Annotated in this window: 12 protein-coding genes and 1 pseudogene; 6 read left to right on the top strand and 7 right to left on the bottom strand. The window is 65.0% G+C overall.

Going from position 1 to position 16,911, the window contains the following annotated elements:
• The first annotated feature begins 11 nt into the window (after positions 1 to 11).
• Positions 12 to 302 (top strand): substrate-binding domain-containing protein, encoded by a 291-nt coding sequence (locus CI805_RS08675; protein WP_260921992.1) that lies wholly within the window; start codon positions 12 to 14, stop codon positions 300 to 302.
• Between the two features lie 24 nt (positions 303 to 326).
• Here CI805_RS08675 and CI805_RS08670 read toward each other — a convergent pair whose 3' ends face one another.
• From CI805_RS08670 to CI805_RS08645, 6 genes and pseudogenes are all read right to left on the bottom strand, one after another.
• Entirely contained in the window at positions 327 to 1,022 is a 696-nt protein-coding gene (locus CI805_RS08670) for a hypothetical protein (RefSeq protein ID WP_260921989.1), read from the bottom strand.
• A 140-nt stretch (positions 1,023 to 1,162) separates the two neighbouring features.
• Positions 1,163 to 1,936 carry a LysR family transcriptional regulator gene (locus CI805_RS08665; RefSeq protein ID WP_260921986.1) on the bottom strand — a complete coding sequence of 258 codons (774 nt, stop codon included), beginning with the start codon at positions 1,934 to 1,936 and terminating at the stop codon, positions 1,163 to 1,165.
• 56 nt (positions 1,937 to 1,992) lie between these two features.
• Positions 1,993 to 2,391 carry a Co2+/Mg2+ efflux protein ApaG gene (gene apaG / locus CI805_RS08660; RefSeq protein WP_260921975.1) on the bottom strand — a complete coding sequence of 133 codons (399 nt, stop codon included), beginning with the start codon at positions 2,389 to 2,391 and terminating at the stop codon, positions 1,993 to 1,995.
• 100 nt (positions 2,392 to 2,491) lie between these two features.
• Positions 2,492 to 3,262, bottom strand: a complete 771-nt coding sequence (locus tag CI805_RS08655; protein ID WP_260921966.1) for a sensor histidine kinase — start codon at positions 3,260 to 3,262, stop codon at positions 2,492 to 2,494.
• Between the two features lie 89 nt (positions 3,263 to 3,351).
• A pseudogene (locus CI805_RS21105) lies at positions 3,352 to 3,795 on the bottom strand (PAS domain-containing protein); the annotation flags it as partial.
• A 68-nt stretch (positions 3,796 to 3,863) separates the two neighbouring features.
• Entirely contained in the window at positions 3,864 to 5,069 is a 1,206-nt protein-coding gene (locus tag CI805_RS08645) for a trans-sulfuration enzyme family protein (protein WP_260921956.1), read from the bottom strand.
• 114 nt (positions 5,070 to 5,183) lie between these two features.
• On the opposite strand from CI805_RS08645, the gene CI805_RS08640 reads away from it, so the two are divergent.
• The 3 genes from CI805_RS08640 to CI805_RS08630 all read left to right on the top strand — a co-directional run bounded on the left by CI805_RS08640 (position 5,184) and on the right by CI805_RS08630 (position 12,117).
• The gene (locus CI805_RS08640) at positions 5,184 to 6,530 is read left to right on the top strand and encodes a phospholipid carrier-dependent glycosyltransferase (protein WP_260921955.1); all 1,347 of its coding nucleotides are present in this window, start codon (positions 5,184 to 5,186) and stop codon (positions 6,528 to 6,530) included.
• A gap of 239 nt (positions 6,531 to 6,769) precedes the next feature.
• Positions 6,770 to 8,677 carry an ABC-F family ATP-binding cassette domain-containing protein gene (locus CI805_RS08635; RefSeq protein ID WP_260921945.1) on the top strand — a complete coding sequence of 636 codons (1,908 nt, stop codon included), beginning with the start codon at positions 6,770 to 6,772 and terminating at the stop codon, positions 8,675 to 8,677.
• A 629-nt stretch (positions 8,678 to 9,306) separates the two neighbouring features.
• Positions 9,307 to 12,117, top strand: coding sequence for a TonB-dependent receptor domain-containing protein (locus tag CI805_RS08630; protein ID WP_260921921.1), 2,811 nt, complete (start codon positions 9,307 to 9,309; stop codon positions 12,115 to 12,117).
• 118 nt (positions 12,118 to 12,235) lie between these two features.
• Here CI805_RS08630 and CI805_RS08625 read toward each other — a convergent pair whose 3' ends face one another.
• On the bottom strand, positions 12,236 to 14,038 hold the full coding sequence (locus tag CI805_RS08625; protein WP_260921919.1) for a DEAD/DEAH box helicase: 1,803 nt from the start codon (positions 14,036 to 14,038) through the stop codon (positions 12,236 to 12,238).
• Between the two features lie 330 nt (positions 14,039 to 14,368).
• Between CI805_RS08625 and CI805_RS08620 the strand changes: the two genes are divergently transcribed.
• A complete protein-coding gene (locus CI805_RS08620) occupies positions 14,369 to 15,529 on the top strand; it encodes a TolC family protein (protein ID WP_260921917.1) in 1,161 nt (386 codons plus the stop codon).
• On the top strand, positions 15,522 to 16,787 hold the full coding sequence (locus CI805_RS08615; RefSeq protein WP_260921916.1) for an efflux RND transporter periplasmic adaptor subunit: 1,266 nt from the start codon (positions 15,522 to 15,524) through the stop codon (positions 16,785 to 16,787). Before CI805_RS08620 ends, CI805_RS08615 begins: the two co-directional genes overlap by 8 nt.
• Positions 16,788 to 16,911: the final 124 nt, after the last annotated feature.

Genomic DNA, 16,911 nt, shown 5'->3' with positions numbered 1-16,911 from the left:
GCACGTCAGACATGATGGCCGCAGGCGTCCTCGCTGCCGCCACGGAGGCGCGCATCGCCGTGCCCGCCACGCTCGCCGTCGCCGGGTTCGACGACATGCCGATCGCCGCGCGCCTCTCGCCTGCCCTCACCTCGGTCCATATCCCCTGGCGCACGATGGCCCACGACGCCGTGCGCCGCCTGTTCGCCTCGCACCTCACGCCCGAGCCCATGATCTACCCCGCTCCGATCCTCGAACGCCCCAGCACCGCAATGCCCACCCCCGACCTGTCCCGCTCGGCACTCGATCCGGGGCGAGTGTGAAATTCAATCTGCTCGTAGAGAAACTTAATTCCGCTCCGCGAAACCTCGATATGGACCATCTTTGGGCATAACGAATGGTCGATCATCGGACTGGACGCGAACAGAAGATAGATCGACATGGCCATCTCTAACATCGCCAATCATCCATAAGGAATGGAAGCTGCCGGGATGCTTCGCAAATTCCGCACAGGCGTAAGGAGCGCTAATCGTAACCATCACGAGGTGTTCGCTGTCGCTGCTCCAGCGCACGCCATTAGGCAAAACCATTCGAGGCGGAAGGCATGGATAGCGCGTTGTTGCGATTTTCACGACAGCCCTGCCAAGCGCAGGCCGCTCCACAACGGTGGAATTGACGATCTCAAAAACTTGTAACGTATCCATGAAAGAACCGACGTGATGGTTAACAAAGAACCATCGTGAATTCGGCGCCCAAGATACCGAAAACGGCATATCATCACTCAGGACGCGAAGCGTTTGGGACACTTTGCCATGCACGTCATGCACCTCGATTGGAGGCTGTTCGTCGTCATAGGCCTTTTGGACAATTGCAATCCGCCCATCAGGCGAGCGCGCTTCCCCTGCACACGTAGCAATGAATTGATAGCTGCCATCTGGCTGAAGGCCGCCCAGATCACAATCCGTTTGCAAGGCACCCACCTGCGCGCGCACAGGCGATAAACAAAAAGCCGCCAAAACAAAAAGAGCGATAACAAAGCGCATAAAGCAACTATAAGTCGCACGCGCTATGTCGACAACGTAAAAGGACAATATTTCGCCGTCATTAGAGAAATAATGAAGAGATTTGAAAAAATTCTGCGCCTAGGGAGTACAATGCGCGTACTCTCAAGCTCAGCCCAGCATCACCTCTCGGTGAGGGCCGCCACCAGCGCGCGGACTTTCTTCTGGCGCCATTGCGGTACGGGGGCGACCAGCCAGTAGCCCCGGCGGCAGGCTTCGGGCGTCCCGCCTTCGCCATCGGGCAGCAGCAGCGAGGGGACGCGGGCCTTGCCGAGCCCGGCGCGGGCCATCGCCAGCGCCTGTCCGGCATCGCCAACCGCGATGGCGGCGGCGCTGTCTCCCAAGCCTTCGCCCGTCTCGTCAGGATCGCCCGGCCAGACGATGCGCTCGCCCTCGCCCAGTTCGGTCCATTCGGGCGCGCCGAGGGCTACGCCTTCAAGGTCGCCCGGCCCTTCGGTCCAGCGCACGGCAAGGTCGAGGTTCGCCTCGGTGAAATCATTCGCCGCGCCGTCGACGATCACGAAGCGGACCTGCGGGTTCTCCGCGCGGAACGCGGCCAGTCGCGGCGCGAGCCAGGCACCGAGGAACTCGCGCGGGGCGGCAATCGTCAGGACATGGCTGGACTGGCCCGCCTGCATCGCCTGCACCGCTTCCTCGAACTGGAGGAAACCGCTGCGCAGCGGGGCAAGGCCGCTGGAGGCCTCGTCGGTCAGTTCCAGGCCCTTGCTGGTGCGGCGGAACAGCACGACGCCCAGCAGGTCCTCGAGCGCGCGAATCTGCTGGCCGACGGCAGCAGGCGTCACCGCCAGTTCGTCCGCCGCGCGGGTGAACGAGAGGTGCCGGGCGGCGGCATCGAAAACGCGCAGGGCGTTGAGAGGCAGGTGCGTGCGCTTCATGCCGCATCCCTATGGCCTGACGCGCCTGTCGGCAATGGCTGACGTGCCCGGCGAAATCAGCCCGCTGTCGCAGGCGCGGCGAGCGGGAAGTACGGGATGGCAATGGCGATCTCGCTGCCGTCCGCGCGGCGCAGCATGTAGTGCCCTTCCATCGAGCCCTGCGGCGTGGGCAGCGGACAGCCCGACACGTAATCGTGGCTGGCGCCGGGCGCGAGCACCGGCTGCTCGCCCACCACGCCCTCGCCATCGACGAGGCTGACCTCGCCCGTGCCGTCGGTGATGCGCCAGTGCCGGGTGGTCAGCTGGAGCACCTCGTCCGACCTGTTCTCAATGCGAATGTGATAGACCCAGAACCACTTGCCCGCCTCGATCCGAGATTGCTCGGGCAGGAAGTTCACGGCCACGCGAACGGTCACGCCATGGGTAATGGCGGAATGCTGGAACAGCTCCTTCATGGTCCGATCGAGACTAGCGACTGATTTGCCGGGCGACAACCGGGGCCGGTGCCGCTTCTGAAATCGCTTCTTCGCGATTTCTCAAACGGGCGTGGCCGCGTCACCCCAGATCGGCGGGATCGCAGGCCAGCGTCCACACGAAACCCTCGGGCGGATAGCGCGTCTCGACCACTGCATTCAGGCGAGAACGCGGCACGTCTATGGTGATGCGCGTACCGAAGCCGGTGCGCACCGGCGGCGTCACCGGCGGCCCGTCGCTTTCGCACCACGACAGCTCAAAACGCGGTGCCTCCTGCTCTCCCGACAGCGACCAGACGATATCGATCCAGCCTGCCGCGACCGAGAGCGCGCCGTACTTGAGCGAATTGGTCGCCATCTCGTGCATCGCCATGGCCAGCGATTCGGCGGCGGCAGGCGAAAGCGAGACCGGCGGCCCGGCCATACGCACTTGCCGACTGACCTCTCCGATATTGCCCAGCTGCGCCTCGATCATGTCGATCAGCGGCACGTTGGACCATGACCGGCTGACGAGAAGGTCCTGATTTGCCGCGAGCCCCCGGATGCGCTGCTCCAGCCGCTTCACGAAATCGGGATGTCCCGAATCCGTGCGCCTCGCGATGGAAAGGATCACCGCCAGCATGTTTTTCGAGCGGTGGTTCACTTCATCGAGCAGCAGGGCGATGCGCTGTTCGGCATCGCGCATCTCGGTGACGTCGGTGTTGGTGCCGAACCAGCGCACGATCCGCCCACCCGAATCGCGGATCGCCTTCGCGCGCGAGAGGAACCAGCGGTAGGAGCCATCTGCGGCGCGCAAGGGGAAGGTGTCCTCCCAGTCCTGCCCGGTATCGATGCAGTGGCTGAAGTGGCGCACGACCCGATGCAGGTGATCGGGTGGTGGTACGAGCGCCACTGCCAGTTGCGCATGTCCTCCAGTGCGGCACCCGTGTAGTCGAACCAGCGCCGGTTGAACCAGATGATCGACCCGCGCGGCTCGGCGATCCACGCCAGCTGCGACATATTGTCGGCCAGCAGCCGCAACCGTGCCTCGCTTTCGGCAAGCTGCGTGATCATCTGCTTCTGCGCGGTGATGTCGCGTGCGATCTTGCTGGCGGCGACCACCCTGCCCTCGGCATCGAGCACCGGAGAGACGGTGACATCCACCAGCACTTCGCTGCCATCCTTGCGCAGACGGACCGTCTCGAACGGCGGCACGCGGCTCCCGCTCGAGATGCTGGCGATGATCGCATCTTCCTCGGCCTGCCGGTCGAGCGGGATCAGCGTGCGGATATTGCGCCCGATGATCTCGGCGGCGCTCCAGCCGAAGATGCGCGTGGCCGAATCGTTCCACGAGAGGATCGTCCCGTCGAGCGACTTGCCGACGATGGCATTGTCGCTCGACTGCACGATCGCCGCCAGAAAGGCGGCGGCGCCGGGGCCGGAGGTGTCCGCCTCTGTCAGCGCCGCGGTCCCTGTCAGAGCCCGGCTCGTGTGAGAGCCTGATCCATGTCGGCGATCAGGTCGTCCACGTCTTCAAGGCCCACGTTGATACGCAGCATGCCCTGATTGATGCCCATTTCCACGCGTGCGTCCTCACCCATGTTGGCATGGGTGGAAGAGGCCGGGTGGCACATCAGCGAGCGCGAATCGCCGATGTTGTTCGAGATGTCGATCAGTTCGAGCGCGTCCAGCAACGCATGCGCCTGTTCGCGACCGTTGACCTCGAACGAGAAGATCGGGCCGCAGGCGTCCATCTGCTTCATGGCAAGTGCCTGCGACGGGTGGCTGTCGAGCCAGGGGTGCAGGATCTTGGGCACGCGGCCTGCCACGAACTGGCCCAGCTTGAGCGCATTCTCGCTCTGGCGCTTGGCGCGCAGGTCCAGCGTTTCGAGGCCCTTGAGCACGACCCACGCGTTGAACGGCGAAAGGTTAGGCCCGGTGTTGCGCTGGAACGGCAGCAGCTTCTCGTTGATGAACTCTTCCGAACCGCACACGGCACCGGCCAGCACGCGGCCCTGCCCGTCCATCAGCTTGGTGGCCGAGTAAGCCACCACGTCGATCCCGAATTCGAGCGGACGCTGGAGTGCGGGCGAGCAGAAGGCGTTGTCGACCACGGTGGTGATACCGTGCGCCTTGGCGATCGCGGCGATGCCGGCCAGATCGGCGATGTCCATCGTCGGGTTGGCGGGCGTCTCGAAGAAGAAGACCTTGGTGTTGGGACGGATCGCGGCTTCCCATGCGGCGGTGTCGGTCGCGTCGATCACCGAGACCTCGATGCCGAAGCGCGGCAGCAGGCTGTCGCCCAGCCAGCGGCACGAACCGAACGCAGCGCGCGCGGCGACCATGTGATCGCCCGCCGACAACTGGCAGAGCAGCGCGGCGGTCATCGCCGCCATGCCCGATGCCTGCGTGCGGCATGCCTCTGCCCCTTCGAGCAGCGCGATGCGCTCTTCGAGCATCTGCACGGTCGGGTTCTGGAGGCGCGAATAGGTCATGCCGTCCGCTTCACCGGCGAAGCGCGCCGCAACGGTGGCGGCATCGTCATAGGTGAAGCCCGAGGTGAGGAACAGCGCTTCGCTGGTCTCCCCCATCTCGCTGCGCCACGTGCCCCCACGGATCGCGCGGGTTGCAGGGCGCCAGTTGGCGGTCTTGGTTCGGTCCTGTCCGGTGGTGCGTTTCATGATGGCACCGCTCTAGGACGCACCAGATGCAGGTGCAAGCGAGTCGCGCGCCCGAACGCACCCGAGATTACCGGTGCTTGCGCCGCGCCCGTGCCGCGCTTATCCCGCCCGGCGATGCCCCGCACGTTTTCGTCCGCCGCCCCGTCCTCCGCTCTGGCCTCTGCCGCCCGCAGGAACATCGACCCCATCGAGTGGTGCGTGGGCCTAGCCGTGGCCTTCATGGCGCTGGCGACATGGCGCCTGTCGATCCCGAGCAAGTTCTATTTCGACGAAATCCATTACGTCCCCGCCGCGCGCAAGATGCTGGAGTTGGTGGCCGTGAACCGCGAACATCCGCTGTTCGCCAAGGAAGTGCTGGCCGCCTCAATCCATTTCCTGGGAGACCGCCCGTTCGGCTGGCGCTTCCCGATGGTGCTGTTCGGCGGGCTTGGCCTGTTCGCGTTCGGGCGCACGGTATGGCACGCCAGCCAGCGTCGCTGGGCGACAATCGCGGCGATGATCCTGCTCGCCACCAACTTCATGTGGTTCGTCCAGAGCCGCATCGCCATGCTCGACATGGTGGAGGCCAGCCTGTGCATGGTCGGTCTGTGGCAGTTCGCCGGGGCCTTGCGCGAGACGAAGCGCGGCGCTGCCCGCCGCCGCCTCGTGTTCTGCGGCATTGCGTTGGGCCTCTCGCTCGGCGCCAAATGGAGCAGCGCGCCCGCGCTCGCGATGCCGGGTCTGTGCTTCCTGATCCTGTGTCTGCGCGATGGCGGCCCGATCCTGCCGCGCACCAGGCGCCGCACCGGGATCGCCAGCCAGACACGCGGCCCTGCCGCCGGGATTTCGCTGGTCGAGGCCTTCGTCTGGCTCGGCCTTGTACCGCTGGTGGTTTACTGGCTGACCTTCCTGCCCGCCATGTTCTACGCGCAGCACACGCTCGCCCCGTTCGACATCGTGGGCCAGCACAAACTGATGTTCCGCCTTCAGGATTCGGTGAAGAAGCATCACCCCTACCAGACCTACTGGTATCAGTGGGTCGTCGACTGGCGCGGCATCTGGTATCTGTTCAAGACCATCGACGGCGCCCCGCGCGGCATCGTGATGCTGGGCAATCCCTTCTCGATGATCGCCGGGCTGTTTGCGCTGGTGTGGAGCCTGTGGGCCATGATCTGGCGCCGCCGCAGCGATGTTGCCTGCTTCGTCGCGCTCTATCTCGGCACGCTGATGATGTGGGCGCTCGATGGCAAGCCGGTGCAGTTCTACTACCATTACCTGCTCCCCGGCGCCTTCCTGATGGCCCTGCTCGCCTTCGCGCTGGAAGCCCTCGCGCTGCGCCGCGACCGCTGGCGCTGGACAGGGCCCGGCGGCGTGATGCTGGCAGTGCTGATGTTCGTCGGGTTCTTCCCGATCATCTCGGGGCTCCCGATGCCTTATACCCAGTTCTACAACGTATGGATATGGCTGCCGAGCTGGCGATGAACGTCAACGCGATCGAAATACCCTAATCTTCGTCATTCCCGCGAAGGCGGGAATCCAGTGAGCCCAACGCTCAGATCGTCGCAAGCAAAGCGCCATATCGAGAGCGATCCCAGCTTTCGCTGGGATAACGATGTTGGTGAAGACTCAACCCACTATCCACCCCCCTTTCCTTCGCACTCGCACACCTTCTTCGCAGCTGCCCTTTGCGGCCTTGGCGTTTGCCTGCTAGGCGCGCAGCCATGCTGACGATCCGCGACATCACCGTGCGCCTTGGCGGGCGCGTCATCCTTGACGGCGCAAGCGCCACTTTGCCGCAGGGCGGCAAGATCGGCCTCATTGGCCGCAACGGCGCGGGCAAGTCCACGCTGGTCAAGACGATCATCGGCGAACTGGACCCGGACGGCGGCAGCGTCGACATGCCCAAGCGCGCACGTCTTGGCTATATTGCGCAGGAAGCGCCCGACGGCACCCGCACCCCGTTCGAGGCCGTGCTCGAAGCCGATGTAGAGCGCACGCAGCTGCTCGCCGAGTCCGAGAATTGCACCGACATGGACCGCCTCGGCGACGTCTATGAGCGGCTGATCGCGATCGACGCCTATACCGCCCCTGCCCGCGCCGCCCGCATCCTTGTCGGCCTCGGCTTCGACGAGGAGATGCAGGCGCGTCCGCTAAGCAGCTTCTCGGGCGGCTGGAAGATGCGCGTGGCGCTCGCCGCGCTGCTGTTCTCCGAACCCGACGTGATGCTGCTCGACGAGCCCTCGAACCACCTCGACCTCGAAGCGACGCTGTGGCTGGAGAACTTCCTCAAGAGCTACCCCAAGACGCTGCTGGTCATCAGCCACGAGCGCGATCTGCTGAACACCGTGGTCGATCACATCCTGCACCTGCAGGCGGGCAAGCTCTCGCTCTATCCGGGCGACTACGACAGCTTCGAGCGCCTGCGCGCCGAACGCGCCGCGCAGGTCGCTGCCGCGCGCGCCAGCCAGGATGCCCAGCGCAAGAAGCTGGCGGACTATGTTGCGCGCAACTCGGCCCGCGCCTCGACCGCCAAACAGGCGCAGTCTCGCGCCAAGATGCTGGCCAAGATGCAGCCGATCGCGGCGATGGCCGAGGACAGCTCGCTCAGCTTCGACTTCCCGAGCCCGGACGAACTGCGCCCGCCGCTGATCACCATGGATCTGGCATCGGTGGGCTATCAGGCCGATCTGCCGATCCTCAAGCGCCTGAACCTGCGCATCGATCCGGAAGACCGCATCGCCCTGCTGGGCCGCAACGGCAACGGCAAGACCACGCTGGCGCGCCTGCTCGCCCGCCAGCTGGAGCCGATGGACGGCGAGATGGCGTACTCGCCCAAGATCCGCATCGGCTACTTCACGCAGTATCAGGTGGAGGAGCTGCCCGGCGATTCCACCCCGCTCGAACTCATGTCGCGCGCGATGGACGGCAAGCCGACGACGGCGGTGCGCGGGCAGCTGGGGCGCTTCGGCTTCTCCGGCAACCGCGCGACGGCAGAGACCGGCACGCTTTCGGGCGGTGAGCGCGCCCGCCTTGCGCTGGCCCTCGTGACGCGCGACGCACCGCACATGCTGATCCTCGACGAGCCGACCAACCACCTCGACGTCGATGCGCGCGAGGCGCTGGTACAGGCGCTCAACGATTTTGCCGGCGCGGTGATCCTCGTCAGCCACGATCGCCACATGGTGGAACTGGTCGCCGACCGGCTGGTGCTGGTCGATGGCGGCACGGCGACGCCCTACGACGGCTCGATGGACGACTATGTCGACTTCGTGCTCGGCCGCAACCAGCCCAAGGGCGATGCCGCCAGCCAGCGCGCCGCCGCCAATGCCGCCGCAGCACCCGCCCCCGCTCCTGCCAGGAAAACCGTCTCGCTCTCGCGCGAGGAACTCAAAGCCCTGCGCAAGCGGGCCACCGAGACCGAAACCCGCCTCGCGCGCCTTCAGACGCAGATCGCGGCGGTGGACGCGGCACTCATCGATCCCGCTTCGGCCAAGGGCGATCTCAAGGGCCTGGCCACAGGGGCGCTCGGCACCCGCCGCAACGCGCTGGAAGAGGAACTGGCCGAGGCCGAAATCGCCTGGCTGGAAGCAAGCGAGGCGCTGGAAGAAGTGATGGGCCCGCAAGGCTGAGCCACGCCGAGCAAAGGGATGGCGCTGGACGGGCAGCACTGAACGGGCGGCCTTAGACCAAGAGCACCGCACCTTCGGTCATCACGGTCGAAGCCATCGCGACCGAAGCCATCGCGACCGAAGCCATCGCGACCGAAGCCATCAGGGTCGAAGATTGCCGCGTGATGGCCCGCGTAGTTACGCGCGGCCAACGCACTTGCCTGCATCACGTTGCAACGCATGATCAGGGCGACGCAAGGCAAGGCGTCCGGAATAGTTCAAACATTACCCGACGGTGCAGCACTGTGTCTGCTTGCCGCGCGTTACAGTCGTGATTCGGACAGATTCATCGGCGCGCGCGCAATTAACTTTGAAAAAATAGTAATAATAAATATAGAAATAAATCTACTCCGACAATCTCTATAACATGCATTTTTTACCATAGTATTCCCTCCTAGTTTCAGATAAATGACGCGATATTGCAGGGCGATGCAAAATATGTTGCCCGACAGTCACGGCATTTTCATTTAACGATGTCACAATCTGTTCGCCGCTTGGCGAAACCGTTTGGCCGAGCGCAAAAGAACCCCACACACCGCCAGCCCTTGGGTCGCGACAGGCACGGCGGTGTTTCAATCAGGGAGTTCTTGATGACATCGAAAATGAAGTGCCTGCTGCTGGCTTCGGCCTGCATCGCGGGCCTGCCCGCCGTCGCGCAGGCACAGACCGAGGCCGCTGCCAGCACCCCGGATACCGGCGCCTCCAACGATACCGCCTCCGACGCCAATGCGATCGTCGTAACTGGTTCGCGCCTCAGCAACCCGAACCTGGAGCAGGCTGCTCCGATCATGACGATGTCGTCCAAGACGATCGCCCTGACCGGCCAGCAGAACGTCGAGAACATCCTCGCCCAGATGCCGCAGATCGTGCCCGGCGAAGGTGCAAGCTCGAACAATCCGGGCGACGGCGTTGCCACCGCAGACCTGCGCGGCCTTGGCGCCCAGCGCACGCTGGTGCTGGTCAACGGCCACCGCTACGTTTCGTACGACACCAACCAGATCGTCGACCTCAACACGATCCCGGCTCCTCTGCTCGAGCGCGTCGATGTCGTGACCGGCGGCAAGTCGGCCGTCTACGGTTCGGACGCCGTCAGCGGCGTCATCAACTTCGTGACGAAGCAGGATTACCAGGGTGTCGAAGCCGGCGGCAACTACCGCCTGACGACTTATGGCGACGGCGGCCAGTACGACGGCTACCTGATGGTCGGCAAGAACTTCGCCGACGGCCGCGGCAACATCACCCTTTACGGTGACTACATGCACCGCAACGGCATCCTGCAATCGGCCCGCAGCTACACCGCGAACGCCCAGACCGATGACGGCGCCGGCGGCCTGATGAACGGCGGCTCGAGCATCACCCCGCAGGGTTCCGCCGTGCTCAACGGCACGACCAACATCTTCGGCACGGACGGCAGCATCTCGCCCTACAGCTCGAGCGACGCGTACAATTATGCCAGCGAGAACTACCTGCAGATCCCGCAGACGCGCAAAATGCTGTTTGCGCAGTGGCACTATGATGTGAGCGACCATCTGAAGCTCTACGGTGAAGCCCAGTACGTCGACAACAAGGTGACGACGCAGCTCGCGGCGACTCCGGTCGACGACGACTTCGAGATCACCGACAACTCACCTTATCTCAGCTCGGCCGCGCAGTCCTGGCTGGCCAGCGGCGATACGGACGGCGACGGCCTGACCACTGTCGAGCTGAAGCGCCGCATGAACGAGATCGGCGACCGCATCCAGGTGCAGGACAGCAAGGCCTATCGCGCCCTGCTCGGCGCCAAGGGCAACATCACCGGCAACTGGAACTATGACGTCTACGGCAGCTATGCCCGCACCCATCTGGTCCAGAAGCAGTATGGTAACGTATCGTACAGCAAGCTGCAGCAGGCGCTGCTGACCACCACGGATGCCGATGGCAATCTGGTCTGCACCGACCAGAGCAATGGCTGCGTGCCGATCAACGTGTTCGGCGAAGGCAACATCAGCCAGGCCGCGGCAGACTTCATCTCGGTCGACACCGTCAACCGCTCGACGATCGTCGAAAAGGTCGCCAACGCCTCGATCACCAACAACAACCTGTTCGATCTCGGCGCCGGTCCGGCCGGGCTTGCCTTCGGTGCGGAATACCGCAGCGAACACGGCAACTACGATCCGGACGAAGAGTTGGCATCGGGTGACGTGATCGGCTTCAACGCGAATGAGCCGATCTCGGGCGGTTACAACGTCAAGGAGCTGTTCGCCGAAATGGACGTGCCGCTGCTGGCGGACATGCCCTTCGTGCATAACCTCGCGTTCAACGGTGCGGCGCGCTATTCGGACTACTCGACTTCGGTCGGCAGTGTTGGCACCTACTCGGTTGGCCTCGTCTATGCCCCGATCAAGGACATCTCGTTCCGCGGCCAGTTCTCGCGTGCGGTGCGGGCACCTACGGTGAACGACCTCTATTCGAGCGCTGCACAGAACTACGAGGAAGCCGTCGATCCGTGCTCGGAAGCCGTCGCCCTCACCAACTCGAACCTCAATTCGAGCTGCCTTGCCTCGGGCGTTCCGGCCTCGGCCATCGGTTCGGGCTACCAGACCGACTCGCAGATCGAGAGCTACAACGGTGGCAGCACCAGCCTGAAGGCGGAATCGGCCTACACCTATACGCTGGGTGTCGCGCTGCAACCGAGCTTCCTGCCGCGCTTCTCGATGACGGTGGACTACTACCACATCAAGATCAGCAACTACATCACCACGCTGGGCACCCAGACGCTGATCAACCAGTGCTACGGCACGTCCGAGAACGGTTACACGCCGACCAACACCGATGCCTGCTCGCTGCTGCCGCGTAACAGCAACAGCTACAACATCGATGGCGCCATCGACGATCTGACCAACGCGGGCATGGTGAAGACCAGCGGCATCGACTTCGAAGCGAAGTACTCGATCCCGCTGAACTTCGGCACTGACCACTCGAGCAACCTCGACATCGACTTTGCCGGCACCCGCCTGATCAGCTGGACCCTGTCGCCCGACGGCGAGTCGGACGACGCCTACAGCTGCGCCGGCAAGTTCGGTGTGACCTGCGGCAACGTCTATGCCAAGTGGCGCTGGAACACCCGCGCAACCTGGTCGACCGAGGGCCTGACCCTGTCGCTCAACTGGCGCCACCTCTCGCCGGTCGACGGCGATGCCACCGGCTACAGCGTCGAGCACATCAAGGCCTACGACTACTTCGACGGTACGGCCCAGATCGACGTGAACCACATGTTCACCTGGACCATCGGCATGAACAACATGTTCAACAAGAAGCCGCCGATCCTGGGCGACAACCAGGAGCAGTCGAACACCTACCCGTCGACCTACGACGTGATGGGTCGTACGTTCTTCACCGGCATCAAGGTGGACTTCCAGTAAGATACATGCGGGGGCCGTCATCCGGCGGCTCCCGATACATCGATATGGAAACCAAAAAGGGCCGCCGGACGATCTGTCCGGCGGCCCTTTTTTGTTACGCTGTCAGCGGATCGGGCGATCAGCGGCCCTTCTTGGGACGCCCCTTGAAGCCGCCACCGGCAGCACGCTCGCCGCCGCCGTTACGCGGCCCGCGCGGACCACCCTGCGAAGGGCGCGCCTTGTAGTGCGGCCTGCCGCCCTCACGCCCGCCATCCCGATCGCCGCCTCGCTCGTAGCCGCCCTCGCGGCGACCTTCGCGACGGTTCTCCCGCGCGGCCTCGCGCGGCGTTTCGGCGGCGCGCTCGATCACGATAGTGCTCTCGAACTCGTCGTTTCCGCTGGCCGTTCTGGCGACCGCACGCTCGAACTGCTCGGCCTGATCGCGCGGGATCTGGAAATGCGTCTGCTTGGCCGAGATCCGGATCGCACCCACCGCATTGCGGGTGATATGGCCGCGACGGCACAGCAACGGCAGAAGCCAGCGCGGATCGGCGCGCTGGTTGCGCCCCACGTCCATCGAGAACCACACCACGTCCTCGAAACCGGGACGCTCGCGCTGCTGCTTGGCCTGCGGGCTGTTGCCGATCAGTTCCTCGGGCGCGGGCATCGCGGCGCGGTGCGTGCGCACCAGTGCCAGTGCGAGATCCTCGGCCGAGACCTTTTCGAGCAGTTCCTGCGCGATCGCGCGGTCCTCGTCCTCGGCTTCGACCGGAAGCAACAGCTTTTCCAGCAGGCGAGTACGGTCGGCGGCGTGAATTTCCTCCGGGCCCGGCGCTTCGCCCCACTCGGCCTGGATACGCGCACCACGCAGCATCGATTCGACACGGCGACGGCGCGGATAAGGCACGATCAGAACGGCGGTGCCCTTCTTGCCCGCACGACCGGTACGGCCCGAGCGATGCTGAAGCGTTTCGGCGTCCCGCGGAATCTCGACATGGACGACGAGGCTGAGCGAGGGCAGATCGATGCCGCGCGCGGCAACGTCGGTGGCAACACAAACGCGGGCGCGCTGATCGCGAAGGGCCTGCAACGCATTGTTGCGCTCGCTCTGCGAGTGCTCGCCCGACAGGGCGACGGCGGAGAAGCCACGCTCCATCAGCGAGGCATGGAGGTGCTTCACATTGTCGCGCGTGGCGCAGAACAGGATCGCCGTCTGTGCCTCGTGCAGGCGCAGCAGGTTGATCACGGCATGCTCGATATCGGCCGGGGCGACCGTGATCGCCTTGTATTCGATATCGCCATGGCCGCGGCTCTCGCTCATCGTCGAGATGCGCAGCGAATCGGTCTGATACTGGCGGGCCAGCGCCGCGATCGGTGCGGGCATCGTCGCCGAGAACATCAGCGAGCGGCGCTCGGCGGGGGTCGCATCGAGAATCTCTTCCAGATCCTCGCGGAAGCCCATGTCGAGCATCTCGTCGGCTTCGTCGAGCACCGCCACGCGCAGGCGCGACAGATGCAGCGCGCCGCGCTCCAGATGGTCGCGAAGACGGCCGGGCGTTCCGACCACGACAGTCGCCCCGCGCTCAAGCTCGCGGCGTTCGGCGGAAGGGTTCATACCGCCGACGCACGTCACGATACGCGCGCCGGTCTGGGCATAAAGCCATGTCAGCTCGCGGCTTACCTGCAGGGCCAATTCGCGCGTCGGCGCGATCACCAGCGCCAGCGGCGACGCGGGTGTGGGAACGGCATCGCCCTCCAGCAGTTGTTCCGCCATCGCAAGACCGAAGGCAACGGTCTTGCCCGAACCGGTCTGCGCGGAGACGAGGAGGTCACGACCCTTGGCCTCGTCCTCGATTACCGCGGACTGGACGGGGGTAAGCTGGTTGTAGCCCTGCGCCTGCAGGGATGCGCCGATAACGGCGGGAATCTGGGAAAACGTCATGTATCTCTCTGGGACGCTCCACATTGGGGAGCCTGAAATCCGCGCCGAAGCCGGCTCGACCCTCGACCCATGGCTCGCTTGTGCGGAATGGCCCCCATACACGCAAAAGTTCCGTTTGGCTCCCCCTGAAAATTCACAGGCGATTCCGGGGATGGGACGAGGCTCCTGCACGATGAATCGATCCGCAATCGCCCCATTCGCAGGCGCAGCATGATTGCCACACGCGTTCCAGATGCTATCGGGAGCCTTACTCGACACTCTCGCAATCCGGGCGAAATGCGAAAATTTGCTTCTCTGGTCATGGTTATCGCAGCTGCGGGATGCACTACGGTGCAGCCGACAAGCGCGCCCGAGACGCGTGCGCACCAGCTCTCCGACGGGATCGTGGTGATCGGCCACAGGCCCGAACGGACCCCGTGGTGGAAGGATGCGGGCGATCCGATCCTCGCTGCGCTGATCGACCAGGGGCTCTACAACGCCAGCGAACTCGGCTGCGGCGCACAGGCCGTGCGCGCGTTCGAGAAGAGCCAGCAGGATCGCGAGGGGCACATCGGCAACCGGCTGGCAAAGCTGGTCGGCGAGAAACCCACGCAAGCCGACCCGCTGCTGCTTTCGGCCCGCGCCTACCGCTGGCTGGATACGCGCGGCCATTACGCCGAACGCATCGCGCTCGCCTATTTCGAGGTCCGCCGCCTCCAGCGCCGCGAAGCGCTGCGCAGCGCGCTGGCCGACCAGTTCAAGGACAACGGCGAAATCGCCCGCTTCCGCCGCGAGGCCGGGCTGGTCCCGGCGATCGACGGCTCGCTGGCCGACAGCCAGGACGAGGTGAACCGCTCCGAACTCGGCCTCAATCAGGGACGGCTCGACCGTGCCGTCGCCGATCTCGCGACGCTTACGGATCTGACGCCGGAAGAGATTCTCAAGCGCCTTGGCACCGCGCCCGACACTGCCGCATCGGCTCCCGATCCGATGGCCGCGAACGCCAATGTCGCGGGCGACCGGCCCGACCTGCTCGCCCTGCGCTCGGCAGGCATTGCAGACCAGCTTCACGGCAAGGTCGTGCAGAGCGATATCGAGGCGAGCTTTGCCGCCACTTCCGATCCCGCCGCGCCCGCCCTTCCCGCCGATGCTCCGGCAGGTCTGCTGCGTTACCGGCAGGCGCTCGATACGGCACGGGCGACCATCCAGAACGAACGCGCGACGCTCGCCAAGGCCGAACTCGACGAGGCCGGTCTCCAGACCGCGCTTGCCAAGGCGCAACGCACCGTCGACGACGCCCGCCTCGCCTATCGCAACGGCATGGGCGATTTCTCGGCACTCTATGTCGCGGAAGCCGCTGCCCTTGCCGTGCGCGAGGGTCAGATCGACGCGGAAGCCGCGCGCCTTTCCGCCATGGCGCGGCTGTGGACCGATCGCGGCGCCACATGGTCGCGAAACGATCTGAACCTGCTCGACAATGCCCTGCCCGAAGGAGCTCCGGCCTGTGACTGAGACCGGCCCTGTAACCGAACCGGGTGGCGTGACCGAAACGGATGGCGTGACCGAGGTGGGTAACGGCGCCTACGAAGACGGCGCTGCCGAGCACAGCCCTCTCGACGCGTTCCTCGGATCGTCGCCGCGCCGCGCCAAACGGCACATCTTCAGCATTCTGATGCTGATCCTGATCGTGCTGGCAGCGGGCGTGTTCCTGCTCAAGTTCCTGGTCGGCACCGATTCGGCCTATTTCTCCAGCCCGGTGGAGCGTGGCGACCTGACGCCGCTGGTCTCCGAACGCGGCACCCTGCAAGGCAGCGGCGAAGTGACCGTGCGTGCGCCCTTCGACGGCAATGTGCTGGAAACGCCCGCGCTCGGCCATACGCAAGTCAAAGCGGGCGACGTGCTCGCCGTTCTCGATGCCGAACCGATCCGCAACGATATTGCCATCGCCTCTGCCGAACTGGCCGCCGCGCAGGGCGATCTGGCTTCGGCGCAGGCCGCCGTCGATCAGACCGGCGCGCGGCTGGCCCGATTCGAAAGCGTCTGGCGCAAGTCACAGGGCCGCGTTCCCGCGTTCAACGAACTGGAAACCGCCCGCACGCAGGCAACACAGGCGCTCGACGCCCGTGAATCGGCCACAGCGCGCGCCAAGGCTGCGACACTGCAACTGGCGTCCGACAAGGCCCGGCTCGCAGGCGCGGTGATCCGCGCGCCCACAGACGGCGTGCTGATGACGAGCGCCGCGCGAGTCGGCCAGCATATCGCCGCGCAGGACACGCTGTTCACGCTCGCCACCGGCACCGACAGGCTCCACGTCGATCTGCAACTGCCACAGACGCCGACCGGACCGTTGCAGGCAGGCGCGCTTGCCCATGTCCGCATCGACGATGCGCCCGACAAGGTGCAGGAAGCACGGCTCGACCGCATCCTCATCAATCCTCCCGGCGAGCCGGAAAAGCGCATCGCGCAGTTCGTGATCGACAAGCCGCAGCCGCCCTTGCGCGCAGGCCTGCCGGTCAATGCCGAGATCCAGCTGCCGGTCCGCAGCAACGTGCTGCTGGTGCCCAATTCGGCGCTGCACTTTGTGCCCGCAGGCTCGGCCGATCCCCGACGTCCGCGCGTTTATGTGCTGACCCGAGGCGAGCCGCGCCGCGTCTACGTGACCGTGGGCGGCAACGACGGCGCGCATACCGAAGTGTTCTCGACCGACCTCAAGCCCGGCGACCGGGTCATCACCGGCTGGCGGGATTCCTCGGCAGGTCGGGAACCTTAAGGCGTTTCAGGAATCTTTCACTCGGATTGCAGGAGTCCGACGCGCAAGTGCGTCCGGAACACGGCATCAGAAAGGTCCGAAGCGCCCTGACCGAGTTTTCAGCCCCGAGGCGCCCCCGTCGGAC

Source organism: Novosphingobium sp. 9 (genome assembly GCF_025340265.1).
Taxonomy (GTDB): Bacteria; Pseudomonadota; Alphaproteobacteria; order Sphingomonadales; family Sphingomonadaceae; genus Novosphingobium.
This window is presented reverse-complemented; position numbering and strand designations above follow the sequence as displayed.